The following is a 13327-nucleotide window of genomic DNA, read 5'->3' on the forward strand; positions in this document are numbered from 1 at the left end:
CGCCTGCAGCGTCTACTAGACATGACCACCAGGCACACAACCATTGATTCCCCGCTGGGCCGGCTCACGCTGACTGCCCGGGAGGAGCTTCTCACGGGCATTTTCTTCGAGGGTCATTGGCATATGCCACCTTCGGAATTCTTCGGTGAAGCCGTCACCGCCGAGGATCCCTTGTTCCAGCAAACTGCCGTTGAACTCGGCGAATACCTGGCTGGCGAGCGAACGGTGTTCGACGTCCCTTTCAAAGCTTCAGGGAATCCGTTCCAGCAGCGGGTCTGGGCAAGACTGAAAGAAATTCCGTACGGGGAAACCGTCAGCTACGGAGAACTGGCCACCGAACTGGGCGATCGCAACCTTTCCCAGGCCGTCGGCTCGGCAGTTGGCCGCAATCCACTGAGTATCGTCATCCCGTGCCATCGGGTTGTGGGGCGCGACGGGAAGCTCACCGGATACGCCGGCGGCCTCGATAACAAGCGATTCCTCCTGGAACTCGAAGAACCAGTGGCGGCGAAGGAAAGCAAGCTCTTCTAATGGAGCCCAAGAAGCCGTTCGAGCTGGTCGTCCGGGAGCACGGACCCACGGTTCTGCGCGTGTGCCGCGCGGTTCTCGGCGCCCACGACGCGGAAGACGGCTGGTCCGAGACCTTCCTCTCCGCACTGAAGGCCTACCCCGAACTTCCGGCCGGTGCCAACGTCCAGGCCTGGCTCGTCACCATCGCCCACCGCAAATCCATCGACATTGTCCGCGCCAGGAGCCGCCAGCCGCTTCCCGTGGACGAACTGCCTGTGCGGCCTTCCGGAATCGGAATCCCCGGCGACGGTCACCGGGAGGTGCTCGACGCCGTCGGGCAGCTTCCGCCGAAGCAGCGCCAGGCGGTGGCTTACCACTACCTCGCCGGGCTCCCCTACAAGGACGTCGCCGGGCTTCTCGGCGGGACCCCCGACGCCGCGCGTCGAGCGGGAGCCGACGGCGTCAAGGCGCTGCGCACCATTCTCCTCGACAGCTCCTTGAGCTACGTGAAAGAAGAAACCCGATGACCGTCGACCACCACGAACCGGACGTCTCCGAACTCCTCGCACCCCTCGACTCCGTGGAACCGGCTGTCATGCAGCGGCTCCACGACCGCCTCGCAACGGCGGCCGCGCAGCAGCACACCCTCGATATTGCCTACCGCACGGTGGATTCCCCGATAGGCAAACTGCTGCTTGCGGCCACGGAACGCGGCATAGTGCGCGTGGCATTCGAAGTGGAAAACCACGACGCCGTATTGCAGCTGCTCGCGGAAAAGCTCAGTCCGCGGATCCTCTTCTCAACGAGCCGCCTCGATCCCGCGGCCCGCGAACTGGACGAATACTTTTCCGGGACCCGGCACCGGTTCGACCTGCCCCTGGATTTCAGCCTTTCACGCGGGTTCCGGCTCAGCGTCCTGGAACATTTACCGCAGATCGCCTACGGCCATACGGAAAGCTACGCGCAAGTGGCCTTGGCGGCTGGAAGCCCTGGAGCCGTGCGCGCCGTCGGCACTGCTTGCGCCACCAACCCACTGCCGGTGATTGTTCCTTGCCACCGGGTGGTGAAATCCGATGGATCGTTTGGCAACTACCTCGGCGGCACGGAAGCCAAACGAACCTTGTTGGCTCTCGAGGCAGCATGAGCTCAGGATGGACGGAACCGCTGTTTCCGCTTGAGTTGCCGCACGCGCCCGACGCCGGTCCACGGGAGATCGCGCCCGGCGCGGTGCACGTTCCGGGCTGGTTAAGCCTTGAGCAGCAGCAGTGGATCGCGGCCCGTTTCGAAGAGTGGACGCGCGGTCCCGTCCCCTTGCGCGCCGCCGTCCTTCCGGGCGGGCACCCGATGTCCGTCCGGACAGTGTGCCTTGGCTGGCACTGGCAGCCCTATAGGTACACGCGCGAGGCCTTTGACGTCAATGGGCGGCGGGTGCTCGACTTTCCTGACTGGATGGTTCGGCTGGGCCGCAAAGCACTGTTCGAGGCGTACGGTGACGCCACCGAAGCCGCCGGCTACACGCCGGACACTGCGCTGGTGAATTTCTACGACGAAGCCGCCAAGATGGGGATGCACCAGGACAGGGACGAAAAGTCCCGGGCCCCTGTGGTGTCGCTCAGCATCGGAGACAGTTGCGTCTTCCGCTTCGGAAACACGGAGACGCGCACCAAGCCGTATACCGACGTCGAACTGTCTTCAGGGGACCTGTTCGTCTTCGGAGGCGCATCCCGTTTTGCGTACCACGGCATCACCAAAGTGCTCCCCGGAACGGCTCCTGAAGGCTACGGGCTGCCGAGGGGGCGGATCAACATCACCATGCGCGTCACTGGAATGTCGTAGCACCGGGGCACAATGTCAACAACAGCTTCTGCCCGGCTCCCTGTGGAGGAACACCTATGAACCCGCCCGAGAACGGCACCATCATCGGCGACGACGGCCTTGCGCGTCCGCCCTGGGCATCCGTTGACCCGCTCATGCGCGAGTACTACGACCACGAGTGGGGCATGCCTGTACGGGACGAACGGGGCTTGTATGAGCGCATCAGCCTCGAGGGATTCCAAGCGGGCTTGTCCTGGGCCACCATCTTGCGCAAGCGCGACGCGTTCCGGTCCGCTTTCCTGGACTTCCACCCTGAAAGCGTCGCGGCTTTCACGGAGGCGGACGTCGAACGGCTGATGCAGGATTCGGGAATTGTGCGCAACCGCCTCAAGATCCGCGCAACCATCACCAACGCCAAAGCCACGATCGCATTGCGGAGCGAAGGCGGATTGGTGGACTTCGTGTGGTCGTTCCAACCGGAGTCGACGCCGGAACCGCGTACGTTTGCCGACGTCGCTACCCAATCGCCGGAGTCGATTGCTCTGTCCAAAGCCCTGCGGAAGAAGGGCTTCGCTTTCGTGGGCCCCACCACCATGTACGCGCTGATGGAGGCGATCGGGATGATCGATACCCATCTTCTTGACAGCCATCGTCGGGGCAGCTCCGGAGTTTGGCTCTGATACCAACCCTCTTTCCACAGAAGTGCGTAACTTTATCCACAGCTGTGGACAATTCATGTGGACATCCACGTACATGAAGCCGGGATCCCCGACATTCAGGTGATAATCAGGACCTCGCGCCCTGGACCCGTGGTTTTACCCAATGTGCACAAGGCTGTGGATAGTGTCCGCGGGTTCACTGAGAGTTCACTCCCGGGGCATTGAGAACTTCATTCAGGCCCCCACTGATCGTGGCGCCTGATCGAATTCCAGTTCACTATCCCGAGTCCTCGATGTGTGTTTGGCCCGGATCTGTGAAAGAATCTGCGTATGAATGCAGATAAGAAGGCCTGCGCACTGGGGGTCGACAGCCAATACGTTGAATTGGCTGTGGAAGTGTTCGCGATGCTCGCCGATGCCACGAGGGTCCGGATCGTCCTCGCGCTCCGGAACGGCGAAATGGCCGTCGGAGCGTTGGCGGAACTCGTTGGGAAATCCCCGGCGGCAGTATCGCAGCACCTTGCCAAAATGCGCTTGGCGAGAATGGTTTCCACGCGGCAGGACGGAACCAGAGTCATGTACCGTCTCGAGAACGAGCATGCCCGCCAGTTGGTCGCGGATGCAATATTCCAAGCAGAACACGCCTTGGGCGGTACCCCTGCACACCACCGCGCAGAACAGGAATCGGCATGAGCGGTCACCAGCAAGTTGGTCACGAGCACCACGTGCACGTGCACGTGCACGACCACGACCACGACCACGACCACGACCACGACCACGACCACGACCATGACCATGACCATGACCATGACGGACACTCCCACGAGCATCACAAGGGTCTCAAGGGGTGGCTGTATGAGCTTTTCGTCCCGCACACCCACGATGCCGCCGATTCAATCGACGATGCCCTTGAGTCCAGTACACAGGGCGTCCGGGCACTGAAGATCAGTCTTTTCATCCTCCTCGGCACCACCGTCCTGCAGTTCATGGTGGTCCTCATCAGCGGCTCCGTCGCATTGCTGGCCGACACCATCCACAACTTCTCGGACGCACTCACTGCAGTGCCGCTGTGGATTGCGTTCATTCTGGGACGTCGTGCGGCGACTCGACGCTACAACTATGGATACGGCCGGGCGGAGGACCTTGCCGGACTGTTCATTGTCGGCGTGGTCGCGCTTTCGGCAGTGGTGGCCGCGTGGCAATCCATCGATCGCCTGTTCCATCCGCAACCCCTGCACAATCTGTGGTGGGTCCTTGCGGCCGGACTCATCGGCTTTGCGGGCAATGAAATTGTGGCCGTGTACAGGATCAGGGTCGGCCGGCAGATCGGGTCCGCTGCGCTCGTCGCGGACGGCGTGCATGCGCGCATTGACGGATTCACGTCCCTCGCGGTGGTGCTTGGCGCCGGCGGTGTGCTGCTCGGTTTCCCTTTGGCGGACCCGATTGTCGGCCTGCTGATTTCGGCGGCCATCATCGTCCTGCTCTGGGGCACGGTTCGCAGCATCGGACGACGCCTGATGGACGGCATAGAACCCGAACTGCTCGACGGCGCCCAGGCGGCGTTGGAAACGACACCGGGCGTGCTCTTCGTGCCGAAGCTGCAACTGCGTTGGGTCGGCCATCGCCTGCAGGGCGCCACCACCATCGTCGTCGCCAACGCGCCACTGTCAGCGGTGGAAGAAACTGTCGGCGAGGCCAGGCATCGGCTTGAGCATGCGCTCCCTAAGCTCGACGACATGGTGATACAGGCCGTTACGGAAGCTGGCCGCTGATCGACCGGATCCTGTTCCCAACCGCTGCCCAGCCGCTGCGGCTATGATGGCCCACTGAACCTTATGTTGAGCCACTGACCCGATCTTGAGCCACCGAACCGGACCCGTCCGGCCGTCCGGGATCCACGAAAGAAGATGCCCATGAGCCAGCAAGCGATTCTGGCGAAGCCTCGCCGAAACGTGGAGATGGTGCTGTTGGTGCTGGCACTTGGCGTAGGCATTGGTGCCCTTGCAATGACCAGCGTGGACAAGAAAGAGGCCCTTGACGTTGGATTCTGGCTTCAGGCCGGTACCCTGACCGCGCTGGCCGGGATCTTCCACGTTGTCCTGCGGTTCAAGGCAAGGTATGCGGATCCGGTGATCCTCCCGATTGTGGTGGCTTTGAACGGCCTCGGCATCGCCATGATCCGACGCCTGGACGCGTCAAACGGCACTACTGCCGGGACTAATCAGCTCACATGGACGATCGTCTCGGTCCTGGTCGCGGCCGCCGTGCTGTGGCTTTTGAAGGACCACCGGCTCTTACGCCGGTACACCTTCATCGCACTCGCAGTCAGCGCCGCCCTCCTCATCCTTCCCCTCATTCCGGGCATTTCCGCCGGAGACATCAACGGCGCGAATGTCTGGATACGCCTCGGTTCCCTGCAGTTCCAGCCTGGCGAGATCGTGAAGATTACACTCGCCGTCTTCTTCGCGGGCTACTTGTCCTCCAATCGGGACTTGATCCTGCTGGCCGGCAGGAAATTCGGGCGCCTTCAGTTCCCCAGGATCAAGGACACAGGGCCGATGATCACTGCCTGGGCCGCGAGCGTGGGCGTACTGGTCTTCCAGCACGATCTCGGCATGTCCATACTGCTGTTCGGCCTGTTCATCGTGATGATCTACGTTGCCACGAGCCGGGCCAGCTGGCTCGTCCTCGGCGTCGTGCTCATGCTTTTAGGCGGATACGCCGCAGCCAAGATCTTTTCCCATGTCGGCTTGCGCATTGACGCGTGGATCAACGCATTCGACCCCCAGGTCTTCACCCGCTTCCCCGGAGGTAGCGCCCAGATCGTCCAGGGCCTCTTCGGAATGGCCGACGGCGGCCTGATCGGCAAAGGCCTGGGGCTCGGAAGCCCGGACCTTGTGCCTTTCGCGAACAGCGACATGATCATCGCTTCCCTCGGTGAAGAACTCGGCCTGATCGGGCTGTTCGCGATCGTTCTCCTCTATTTGCTGCTTTTCACCAGGGGATTCCGGGCCGCCCTGGGCATCCGGGATGCCTTCGGGAAGCTCCTTGCCTGCGGGCTGGCCTTCTCCATGGCCCTTCAGTGCTTCATCATTATCGGCGGCGTCACCCGCCTTATTCCCCTCACTGGGCTGACGACGCCGTTCCTCTCCGCGGGCGGATCCTCCCTCCTTGCCAACTGGATCATCGTCGCCCTGCTGTTGCGGATCAGTGACGCAGCCCGCAGGCCCCAAACAGTTGCTTCGCAGACCGAACACGTTCCGGTCTGACGATCCCGGGCGCTGTTCCGGTTTCCGAGCCACCAATCCAGGGCACTCAGACGGTCGTAAACCCGCCGTCGATCAGGACGTTCGTACCGGTGATCATAGCGGCCGTGTCACCGCAAAGGTAGGCGATGAGCGACGCCACTTCTTCCGGCTGGGCGAAGCGGCCAACGGGAATGTCGCGGCTTTCAGCCATCAGCTATCGGTGCCCAGCTACCTATAGTCAACGGCGCCCGAATCCTCAACTCAGCGGCCCATATGCTGCGCCTCAGCCTCGGCGAGCTCGACGAACTTGCGTCCCAAGGGCCGCCTGACGCCCAAGGGCTCTGCTTCCTCCCATACCTGGACGGGGAACGTACCCCGCTATTGCCCGCGTCCCAAGGAGCACTGATCGGTCTCACGAGGTTCTCGATGACGCCCCAAAACCTCGGGCGCGCCGCCATACTCGGCTTGGCATGCGCGATCGCTGATGCCATCGATGATTTGTCCCGGGCCGGCCTTGAGATTGAAAGGGTCACTCTGGTGGGCGGCGGATCGCGGTCTGCGGCGCTTCGCCAAGCAGTAGCCGACCTCACGGGATGCACCGTGGCATGGCCGGAATCCCGGGAATATGCCGCACTGGGAGCCGCCCGCCAAGCAGCATGGGCGCTGAACTTACATAGCGAGCCCATCCTGGCCGTAGCACCGTAGTTACACACTTAACAACAGGCAGCTACCCACAAGTTATCCACAGTTGGGGAAAAACTGTGCCCACAACGTGGAAAACTCCCAGAACGGCGGGCCTCAAGGGGCAGCAAGGACGCCGAACTACAGTCTTGTGAGTTATTAACAATGTTGATAACTCTGTTGATATTGCGCTCTTGCGGCTGCCAAGGGTGAGGTTGTCCACACGCACCCGGAAAACGCACTCCTTATCCACATACCCACAGGCGTGTGAGCAAAAGTTATCCACAGGTGTGGACGTTAATCCCCAGAGAAAAGCGCAGCCCCTGCCATCTCGCTCCACAGAGTCCATTCATCATCGAACTACACCCTTGTAAGTTACGCACATTGTGGATAACCCCTGTGGAAAACATATCCAAGGGGTCTTGACGGACTCAGTGCACAGTTTTAGCATGGTTTTATTCAATGAATTAGTTGATAAACCACTTGCTTGAGTACTGCGGAAGACTCGGAAATCCGAAACACTTGAGCCTGGAGCCGGGCAGGGGAGACGTATGCCGGACACAATGGGTACAGCAGTGCTGGATCCGGAAGACCAGCTCAACCGGGCGTTCATGGCCCTCGCCGATCCTGTCCGCCGCAAGATCCTGGCGCGGTTGGCCTTGGGCGATGCCACCGTCAATGAGATCGCCCAGCCCTTCACCGTTACCCTCCAAGCCATCTCCAAGCATCTTCAAGTGCTCGAGGGCGCAGGGCTCATCACGAGGAGCAGGGAAGCGCAGCGCCGTCCCTGCCACTTGAACACGACGGCGCTGGGCCCCTTGGCCGAGTGGATCGAGAACTACCGTCTTCAGGCCGAGGAGCGTTTCGCCCGGTTGGACGAACTATTGGCCAGAACAGCCCATCAGGACAATCCGGAAAAGGAGAAGAACAATGAGCACCAACACAACAACCATTGACGTCGCGGCGGGCACGCCGTTCATCGACACGAGCCGCGACTTCGACGCCGCACCGGAGCGCGTATTCCAGGCTTTCACGGATCCCGAACTCGTCGTCAAATGGTTGGGTCCGCGTCGCCTGGAAATGCGCCTCGAGTCCTACGACGCACACACGGGCGGCAGCTACCGCTACACACATTTGGACGGCCAGGGCAATGAGTTCGGTTTCCGCGGGGTCTTCCACGAGGTCCAGGAGCCATTCCGGATCATCCAGACCTTCGAGTTCGACGGCGCCCCGGGGCAAGTCACGTTGGACACCACCAGGTTTGAAGACCTCGGAGGCCGCACACGCGTGGTGCAGCATTCCGTGTTTCCCTCGGTGGAGGCCCGTGACATGGCAGTAGCCAGCGGCATGGATTCGGGCATCAAAGAGTCGATGGACCGCTTAGAGGAACTCCTAGCGTAAAAAGCTAAGGAGTTGTTAGCCCGCAGTGGCCCGAAGGACGGTGGCCAGGACCAGGATTCCGGCCACCAGGGCCATCCCGGCAGTCTGCAACAGCGCCTGGCGGGGTCCACGCGGAGCAAAGGCAATCACGGCGGCACACAGGCCTCCCGTGATAAGGCCGCCCAAGTGGGCCTGCCAGGCGATTCCCGGGACAACAAAGCCAATCACGCCGTTGATGACGATAAGGATCCACAGCTGCCGGGTGTCTCCGCCGCGCCGGCTTTGGATCACCAACAGTGCGCCAAAGAGACCGAAGATCGCACCTGACGCACCTTCAACAGCGGTTACAGGGAAGACAGGCGTCAGCAGCAGGAAACCGACAGAGCCGCCAATGGCGGACAGGAGGTAGACGGCGAGGAAGCGGATGCGTCCGAGAACGGGCTCCAGCACCTGGCCGAAGATCCAGAGCATGTACATATTGAGCACGATGTGCAGGACAAAGCCCTGTGAGTGGACAAAAGCGCTCGTCAGCATCCGCCATGGCTCGAAGGCCCCGTATTGGGGGGAGGCATAGGCGGACGCGAAGGCAAGCTGACCCTCCACGACATCACCGGGAATCAGCCATTGCAGCACGTACACCAGGGCGCACAGCCCGATAAGCAGGTACGTCGCCAAAGGACGTCCGGTCGCAACGGCGCCGCCATAGGCGGAACGCACTGCCGGCGTCGAACGCTTCATTTCATTGACGCAGTCAATGCATTGGAACCCGACGGCGGCCGCCCGCTGGCACTCGGGGCATGCAGGACGCCCGCAACGCTGGCACCGCACATAGGAGGGCCTGTCCGGGTGCCTGGGGCACACCGGAATGTCAGCTGACGGCTCTGCCGCCGGGATTCCGTAACTCATATGCTGCTCAGGTTCCGGGGATCAGAGCTGGACGATGTCAATGCTGTTGATGACGACGTCTTCAACAGGGCGGTCGCCCATACCCGTGCGGACAGCCTCGATGGCGTCTACAACCTTCTTGGACTCTTCGTCTGCAACCTCACCGAAGATGGAGTGCTTGCCGAAAAGCCAGTCGGTGTTGACCGTGGTGATGAAGAACTGGGAACCGTTGGTGCCCTTGCCCATCTGGACGCCGGCGTTGGCCATGGCCAGCTTGTAAGGGGCGTTGAAGTTGAGTTCCGGGTGGATCTCGTCGTCGAACTTGTAGCCCGGTCCGCCGATGCCGCGACCAAGGGGATCGCCGCCCTGGATCATGAAGTCTTTGATGATGCGGTGGAAAATTGTGCCGTCGTACAGCGGGGTACCGGTCTTGTCTTCACCGGTCTCCGGGTGCGTCCAGGACTTTTCTCCTGTGGCCAGGCCAACGAAGTTGGCGACCGTCTTGGGCGCGTGGTTGCCGAAGAGGTCAACCACGATGTCACCGAGGCTCGTGTGGAAAGTTGCTTTTGCGGTTGCGATGGTCATATCGCCATTGTTTCACGCAGGGTCAACGCCGAGGCGGCCAGGAAGGCGGTTCCGCGCTCGGTGAAATCTTCCATGAATCCGCTGGATGAATAGCCGGTGCCGAACAAGCGACGTAGGCTAACAACAAACGAGCATGTTGATCGGGAGGTAGTTGTGAAGAAATCGGACCGGATTGCCCGCGAACTTGAACACACCGTTGTGAGTGGCGTCGAAAATGCCAAGGACTGGGCGACACCGCGCGTCGAAGCAGCTGTGAACTGGGCGGTTCCCCGCATCCAGCACGGAATCGACACCGCCTCGCCGAAGCTTCAGGAAGGCCTGAAGTCGGCGGCGTACAACCTCGCCGACGGCGTTGCAACCGTCACGCCGAAGCTCCAGGAAGGCCTGGCGAACCTCGCACCGAAGATCCACGACGTCGTCGAGGACGCCTCCCCCAAGATCCAGGAAGCCCTTAACAAAGCCACTCCGGCGCTCAGCCACGCCCGGGACAAAGTTGTTGAGGAGTACCTGCCCAAGCTCTCAGAGCAGCTCGGGCAAGCCTCGGTGGTCGTCCACCAAGCCCTTGAGAATGCACCCGCGCAGGTGGACGCCGTCGCCCAGAAGCTGGTGGACTCGGGAGTGGTTCACAATCTGCAGGAGCAAGCACAAGCGACAGGGGCCCAGCTGAAAGCCGCGGCCGGGGAAGCATCCAAAACAGTCTCTAAAGAACTCGCCAGGACCCGGAAGCCCAAAAAGCGGGGCTTCCTGATCTTCACGATTGTGGCAGCAGCAGCTGCGGCCGGCGTCGCCGCGTGGAAGGCCAGCCGCCCGGTGGAGGACCCGTGGAAGACTCCGGTTCCGGTTACGCCATCACCTGTCCCGGCCGCAGCGGCAGCCGAGAAAGTCGCTGACAAGGCCAACGAGGCCGCCACCAAGGTAGCTGACACGGTTGACGACGTGAAACTCAACGTAGCTGATAAAGCCGAAACCGTAGCCGAGAAGGCAAAGCACGTTGTCGAGGACGCTACGGACACCGCAGCCAAGGTGGCAACCGACGCCAAGACCGCCGTAAAGAACATCGCCGCCAGCCTCCACAAGGACGAAGGGGCCAAGGAGCAGGCAGACACGGACGAAGCCGGCAAACACGAGGCCTAGACGAAGGCCATCTTCGCTCCGCGTTGAAGGGATTCCGGTTCGCCGGGGTCCCTTCAATTGTTTGGCCACTTGTCACCGAAGGCTTCCTCTAGGATTACCGCCCTGATGTTAGATTTATGGGGATGCCAGCCGATAGATCTTTCGTAGATGCAGCCACCAACGCAGCCGTCGCACCCGTGAAGCCGAGCGTTTCAATCATCATCCCGGCGTACAACGAGGAAAGCGTGATACGGCAATGCCTGATCGCGGCCATTTACCAGTCAGTACCTGCGGACGAGATCATCGTCGTGGACAACAGGTCCTCGGACCGCACTGCGCAGATTGTCCAGCAGATGCAGCAGGAATACCCGGAGAGCCCCATCATCCTGCTGAGCCAGGACAAGGCGCAGGGACTCATCCCCACACGCAACTTTGGCCTCAATAGCGCCACGTCGGATATCCTCGGCCGGATCGATGCCGACTCGGTTGTGGAACCTGATTGGGTTGAGCAGGTGCAAAAGGCCTTCGCCGATCCCTCGGTGCAGGCGGCCACGGGACCGGTGGTCTACTACGACATGCCCATGCGTCGATTCGGACTGAAAGCCGACGACAAAATGCGCCAGCTCATGCTTCGGCTTGCGAAGCACCAGTACCACTTCCTTTTTGGATCCAACATGGCCCTTCGCCGTTCCGCCTGGGAAACCGTCCGCGACGAAACCTGCCTGGATGAAAAGGACGAGATGCATGAGGACATCGATCTTTCCCTGCATCTTGCCGACCACGATCTCAGGGTGCAGTACTGGCCGCAGATGGTTTCGGGCATGTCTGCCCGCAGGCTCGAGGATTCACCGCGCGACTACCGCTATTACGTGACCCGCTTCGACCGCACCTACAAGGCCCACAACGTCAAGAAGATGGCCCTGAAGGCCCCCATGGTGGTGTTCTTCTCCGTCTACTTCCCGGCCAAGCTTCTCCGGGCCATCCACACGGCCAATGCCGGCCAAGGCGTCCGCCGCGGCGGCCTGTAGCCGCGCGAATACAGCTCAGTCAGCACCGAGCTCGGCGATCTTGCCCTCAGCGTCGCCCTTGCCCCGCCGCTGACCAGCGACGACGACGGCGAGTCCAACCAGGATCAAGGCGAGTCCCCCGTAGGTACCGGCCGGCAAGGTTTCGTGCAGGAAGACCGCAGCGAGAAGGGCTGCGCCCGGAATCTCCAACAGGATGATCATGGACACCAGCAGCGGGCTCATGGTCGCCAGGAGATGGTTGAACGCGGTGTGCCCGACTAGTTGCGCGCACACGGTGATGGCCACGATCCCCAGCCAGCCGCCGGCGTCGAACCCTACAAGCGGCTGGCCGCTCGTGAGGGCCAGCACGGCGACGATGGCCGCGCAGATCCCGTAGCAAAGCGTCGTGTACGTTCCAATGCCCATGCTCTGGCGGGCTTTGCCTCCGGCCAAGGTATACAGGCCGGCCAGGGCACCTCCGGCGAGGGCCAGGATGTCACCAATGAGGGCTTTAGGGGAAGTTCCCATATCAAAGCCCGTAATGGCCGCGACGCCGCCCAGCGCGATACCCAGGCCAACCAGAACCGGCCAACGGTGCCTGGTGCCGCGGAGAAGCTGGAAAACGGCGATCCACGCCGACTGCAGGCACACCAGGGCGGTAGCGGCCGCGACCGAAGTGAGCTGGAGCGCGGTGATGAAGCAAGCGAAGTGGAAGGCCAGCGCCACTGCTGCGACAGCGGACCAAGTGAACTCGTTGCGGGTGATCTTGCGGAACTGGCGCGGCTCGCGGATCAGGACCGGCGAGGCCATGACGACGGCGGCGATTGCGTTGCGCCAGAAGGCGATAGCCAGTGCCGTGACGGAGGTAGCTCCAAGCGTTCCGGCGATGAGGGGTCCGGATGATGCGACGCCGAGCACACCCAAAGCAGCAACAATGAAGTTCACATTTCAACCTTAGTGGGGCGGCTTAACGCAAAGAGTCCCGGTCATTTCTGACCGGGACTCTTTCTTATGGTGGAGGCACGGGGACTCGAACCCCGAACCCCCTGCTTGCAAAGCAGGTGCGCTACCAATTGCGCCATGCCCCCATAAGAAGCAACCCGTCCATAATACCCTAGTTCCTTCGATGGTTTGCACCATCTCCAGACCGGGCGTCTTTGCTAGTCAACCGTGTCGGTTGCCTTGCTCCAGACTGTCTTCCGGGCTTCGGATTCCTGCACTTTCCTGTAGAGCAGGACGCCTGCGATCGCAGCTGCAACTACGAGCAACTTCTTCACATGCACCCCGTTCCGGTTCAGTTTCCTGAACCTTTAGCAAAACCTGTGCAGGTTCCGTGGGCGTACCAGGACTTGAACCTGGGACCTCTTCGTTATCAGCGAAGCGCTCTAACCGCCTGAGCTATACGCCCCGATACCTCTTCGGGCCGAGACATGACTTTACAGCA

The 13327-nt window shown here is 61.6% G+C and carries 18 protein-coding genes and 2 tRNA genes; 13 read left to right on the forward strand and 7 right to left on the reverse strand.

Going from position 1 to position 13327, the window contains the following annotated elements; translation table 11 throughout:
- The first annotated feature begins 21 nt into the window (after positions 1–21).
- From ABD742_RS22265 to ABD742_RS22300, 8 genes are all read left to right on the forward strand, one after another.
- On the forward strand, positions 22–531 hold the full coding sequence (locus tag ABD742_RS22265) for a methylated-DNA--[protein]-cysteine S-methyltransferase (RefSeq protein WP_234752995.1): 510 nt from the start codon (positions 22–24) through the stop codon (positions 529–531).
- The gene (locus ABD742_RS22270) at positions 531–1037 is read left to right on the forward strand and encodes an RNA polymerase sigma factor (protein WP_234752994.1); all 507 of its coding nucleotides are present in this window, start codon (positions 531–533) and stop codon (positions 1035–1037) included. The genes ABD742_RS22265 and ABD742_RS22270 overlap by 1 nt, the downstream gene beginning before the upstream one ends.
- Positions 1034–1654 (forward strand): methylated-DNA--[protein]-cysteine S-methyltransferase, encoded by a 621-nt coding sequence (locus ABD742_RS22275; protein ID WP_234752993.1) that lies wholly within the window; start codon positions 1034–1036, stop codon positions 1652–1654. Before ABD742_RS22270 ends, ABD742_RS22275 begins: the two co-directional genes overlap by 4 nt.
- Positions 1651–2346: an alpha-ketoglutarate-dependent dioxygenase AlkB family protein gene (locus ABD742_RS22280; RefSeq protein WP_234752992.1), complete on the forward strand. Its 696-nt coding sequence runs from the start codon at positions 1651–1653 to the stop codon at positions 2344–2346. Before ABD742_RS22275 ends, ABD742_RS22280 begins: the two co-directional genes overlap by 4 nt.
- A gap of 56 nt (positions 2347–2402) precedes the next feature.
- Complete coding sequence (locus ABD742_RS22285; RefSeq protein ID WP_234752991.1) at positions 2403–3005, forward strand: DNA-3-methyladenine glycosylase I; 603 nt, start codon at positions 2403–2405, stop codon at positions 3003–3005.
- Positions 3006–3314: 309 nt separating this feature from the next.
- Entirely contained in the window at positions 3315–3677 is a 363-nt protein-coding gene (locus ABD742_RS22290) for an ArsR/SmtB family transcription factor (protein ID WP_234752990.1), read from the forward strand.
- Positions 3674–4756 carry a cation diffusion facilitator family transporter gene (locus tag ABD742_RS22295; RefSeq protein WP_234752989.1) on the forward strand — a complete coding sequence of 361 codons (1083 nt, stop codon included), beginning with the start codon at positions 3674–3676 and terminating at the stop codon, positions 4754–4756. The genes ABD742_RS22290 and ABD742_RS22295 overlap by 4 nt, the downstream gene beginning before the upstream one ends.
- 141 nt (positions 4757–4897) lie before the next feature.
- Positions 4898–6253 carry an FtsW/RodA/SpoVE family cell cycle protein gene (locus ABD742_RS22300; RefSeq protein ID WP_234752988.1) on the forward strand — a complete coding sequence of 452 codons (1356 nt, stop codon included), beginning with the start codon at positions 4898–4900 and terminating at the stop codon, positions 6251–6253.
- 46 nt (positions 6254–6299) lie between these two features.
- On the opposite strand, the gene ABD742_RS22305 is transcribed toward ABD742_RS22300, so the two are convergent.
- Entirely contained in the window at positions 6300–6443 is a 144-nt protein-coding gene (locus ABD742_RS22305; protein WP_234752987.1) for an SDR family oxidoreductase, read from the reverse strand.
- 62 nt (positions 6444–6505) lie between these two features.
- Here ABD742_RS22305 and ABD742_RS22310 point away from each other — a divergent pair, with 62 nt between their 5' ends.
- The 3 genes from ABD742_RS22310 to ABD742_RS22320 all read left to right on the forward strand — a co-directional run bounded on the left by ABD742_RS22310 (position 6506) and on the right by ABD742_RS22320 (position 8314).
- Positions 6506–6937, forward strand: a complete 432-nt coding sequence (locus ABD742_RS22310; RefSeq protein ID WP_234752986.1) for an FGGY-family carbohydrate kinase — start codon at positions 6506–6508, stop codon at positions 6935–6937.
- A 527-nt stretch (positions 6938–7464) separates the two neighbouring features.
- Entirely contained in the window at positions 7465–7869 is a 405-nt protein-coding gene (locus ABD742_RS22315; RefSeq protein ID WP_344789090.1) for an ArsR/SmtB family transcription factor, read from the forward strand.
- The gene (locus ABD742_RS22320) at positions 7844–8314 is read left to right on the forward strand and encodes an SRPBCC family protein (RefSeq protein WP_234752984.1); all 471 of its coding nucleotides are present in this window, start codon (positions 7844–7846) and stop codon (positions 8312–8314) included. Before ABD742_RS22315 ends, ABD742_RS22320 begins: the two co-directional genes overlap by 26 nt.
- Before the next feature lie 15 nt (positions 8315–8329).
- Here ABD742_RS22320 and ABD742_RS22325 read toward each other — a convergent pair whose 3' ends face one another.
- Positions 8330–9199 (reverse strand): rhomboid family intramembrane serine protease, encoded by an 870-nt coding sequence (locus tag ABD742_RS22325; RefSeq protein ID WP_234752983.1) that lies wholly within the window; start codon positions 9197–9199, stop codon positions 8330–8332.
- Between the two features lie 21 nt (positions 9200–9220).
- Positions 9221–9763, reverse strand: a complete 543-nt coding sequence (locus ABD742_RS22330; RefSeq protein ID WP_234752982.1) for a peptidylprolyl isomerase — start codon at positions 9761–9763, stop codon at positions 9221–9223.
- Between the two features lie 153 nt (positions 9764–9916).
- On the opposite strand from ABD742_RS22330, the gene ABD742_RS22335 reads away from it, so the two are divergent.
- Together ABD742_RS22335 and ABD742_RS22340 are read left to right on the forward strand one after the other, a co-directional pair.
- Positions 9917–10897: a hypothetical protein gene (locus ABD742_RS22335; protein WP_234752980.1), complete on the forward strand. Its 981-nt coding sequence runs from the start codon at positions 9917–9919 to the stop codon at positions 10895–10897.
- A 122-nt stretch (positions 10898–11019) separates the two neighbouring features.
- Positions 11020–11904 (forward strand): glycosyltransferase family 2 protein, encoded by an 885-nt coding sequence (locus ABD742_RS22340; RefSeq protein WP_234752978.1) that lies wholly within the window; start codon positions 11020–11022, stop codon positions 11902–11904.
- A gap of 15 nt (positions 11905–11919) precedes the next feature.
- Here the strand turns inward: ABD742_RS22340 and ABD742_RS22345 are convergent, their stop codons facing one another.
- The 4 genes from ABD742_RS22345 to ABD742_RS22360 all read right to left on the reverse strand — a co-directional run bounded on the left by ABD742_RS22345 (position 11920) and on the right by ABD742_RS22360 (position 13291).
- Positions 11920–12828 carry a DMT family transporter gene (locus ABD742_RS22345; RefSeq protein ID WP_234752976.1) on the reverse strand — a complete coding sequence of 303 codons (909 nt, stop codon included), beginning with the start codon at positions 12826–12828 and terminating at the stop codon, positions 11920–11922.
- Between the two features lie 67 nt (positions 12829–12895).
- Positions 12896–12971, reverse strand: a tRNA-Ala gene (locus tag ABD742_RS22350).
- 72 nt (positions 12972–13043) lie between these two features.
- Complete coding sequence (locus tag ABD742_RS22355) at positions 13044–13160, reverse strand: DLW-39 family protein (RefSeq protein ID WP_234752975.1); 117 nt, start codon at positions 13158–13160, stop codon at positions 13044–13046.
- A gap of 57 nt (positions 13161–13217) precedes the next feature.
- Positions 13218–13291, reverse strand: a tRNA-Ile gene (locus ABD742_RS22360).
- Positions 13292–13327 lie beyond the last annotated feature (36 nt).

This window comes from Arthrobacter ramosus (assembly GCF_039535095.1).
Taxonomy (GTDB): Bacteria; Actinomycetota; Actinomycetes; order Actinomycetales; family Micrococcaceae; genus Arthrobacter; species Arthrobacter ramosus.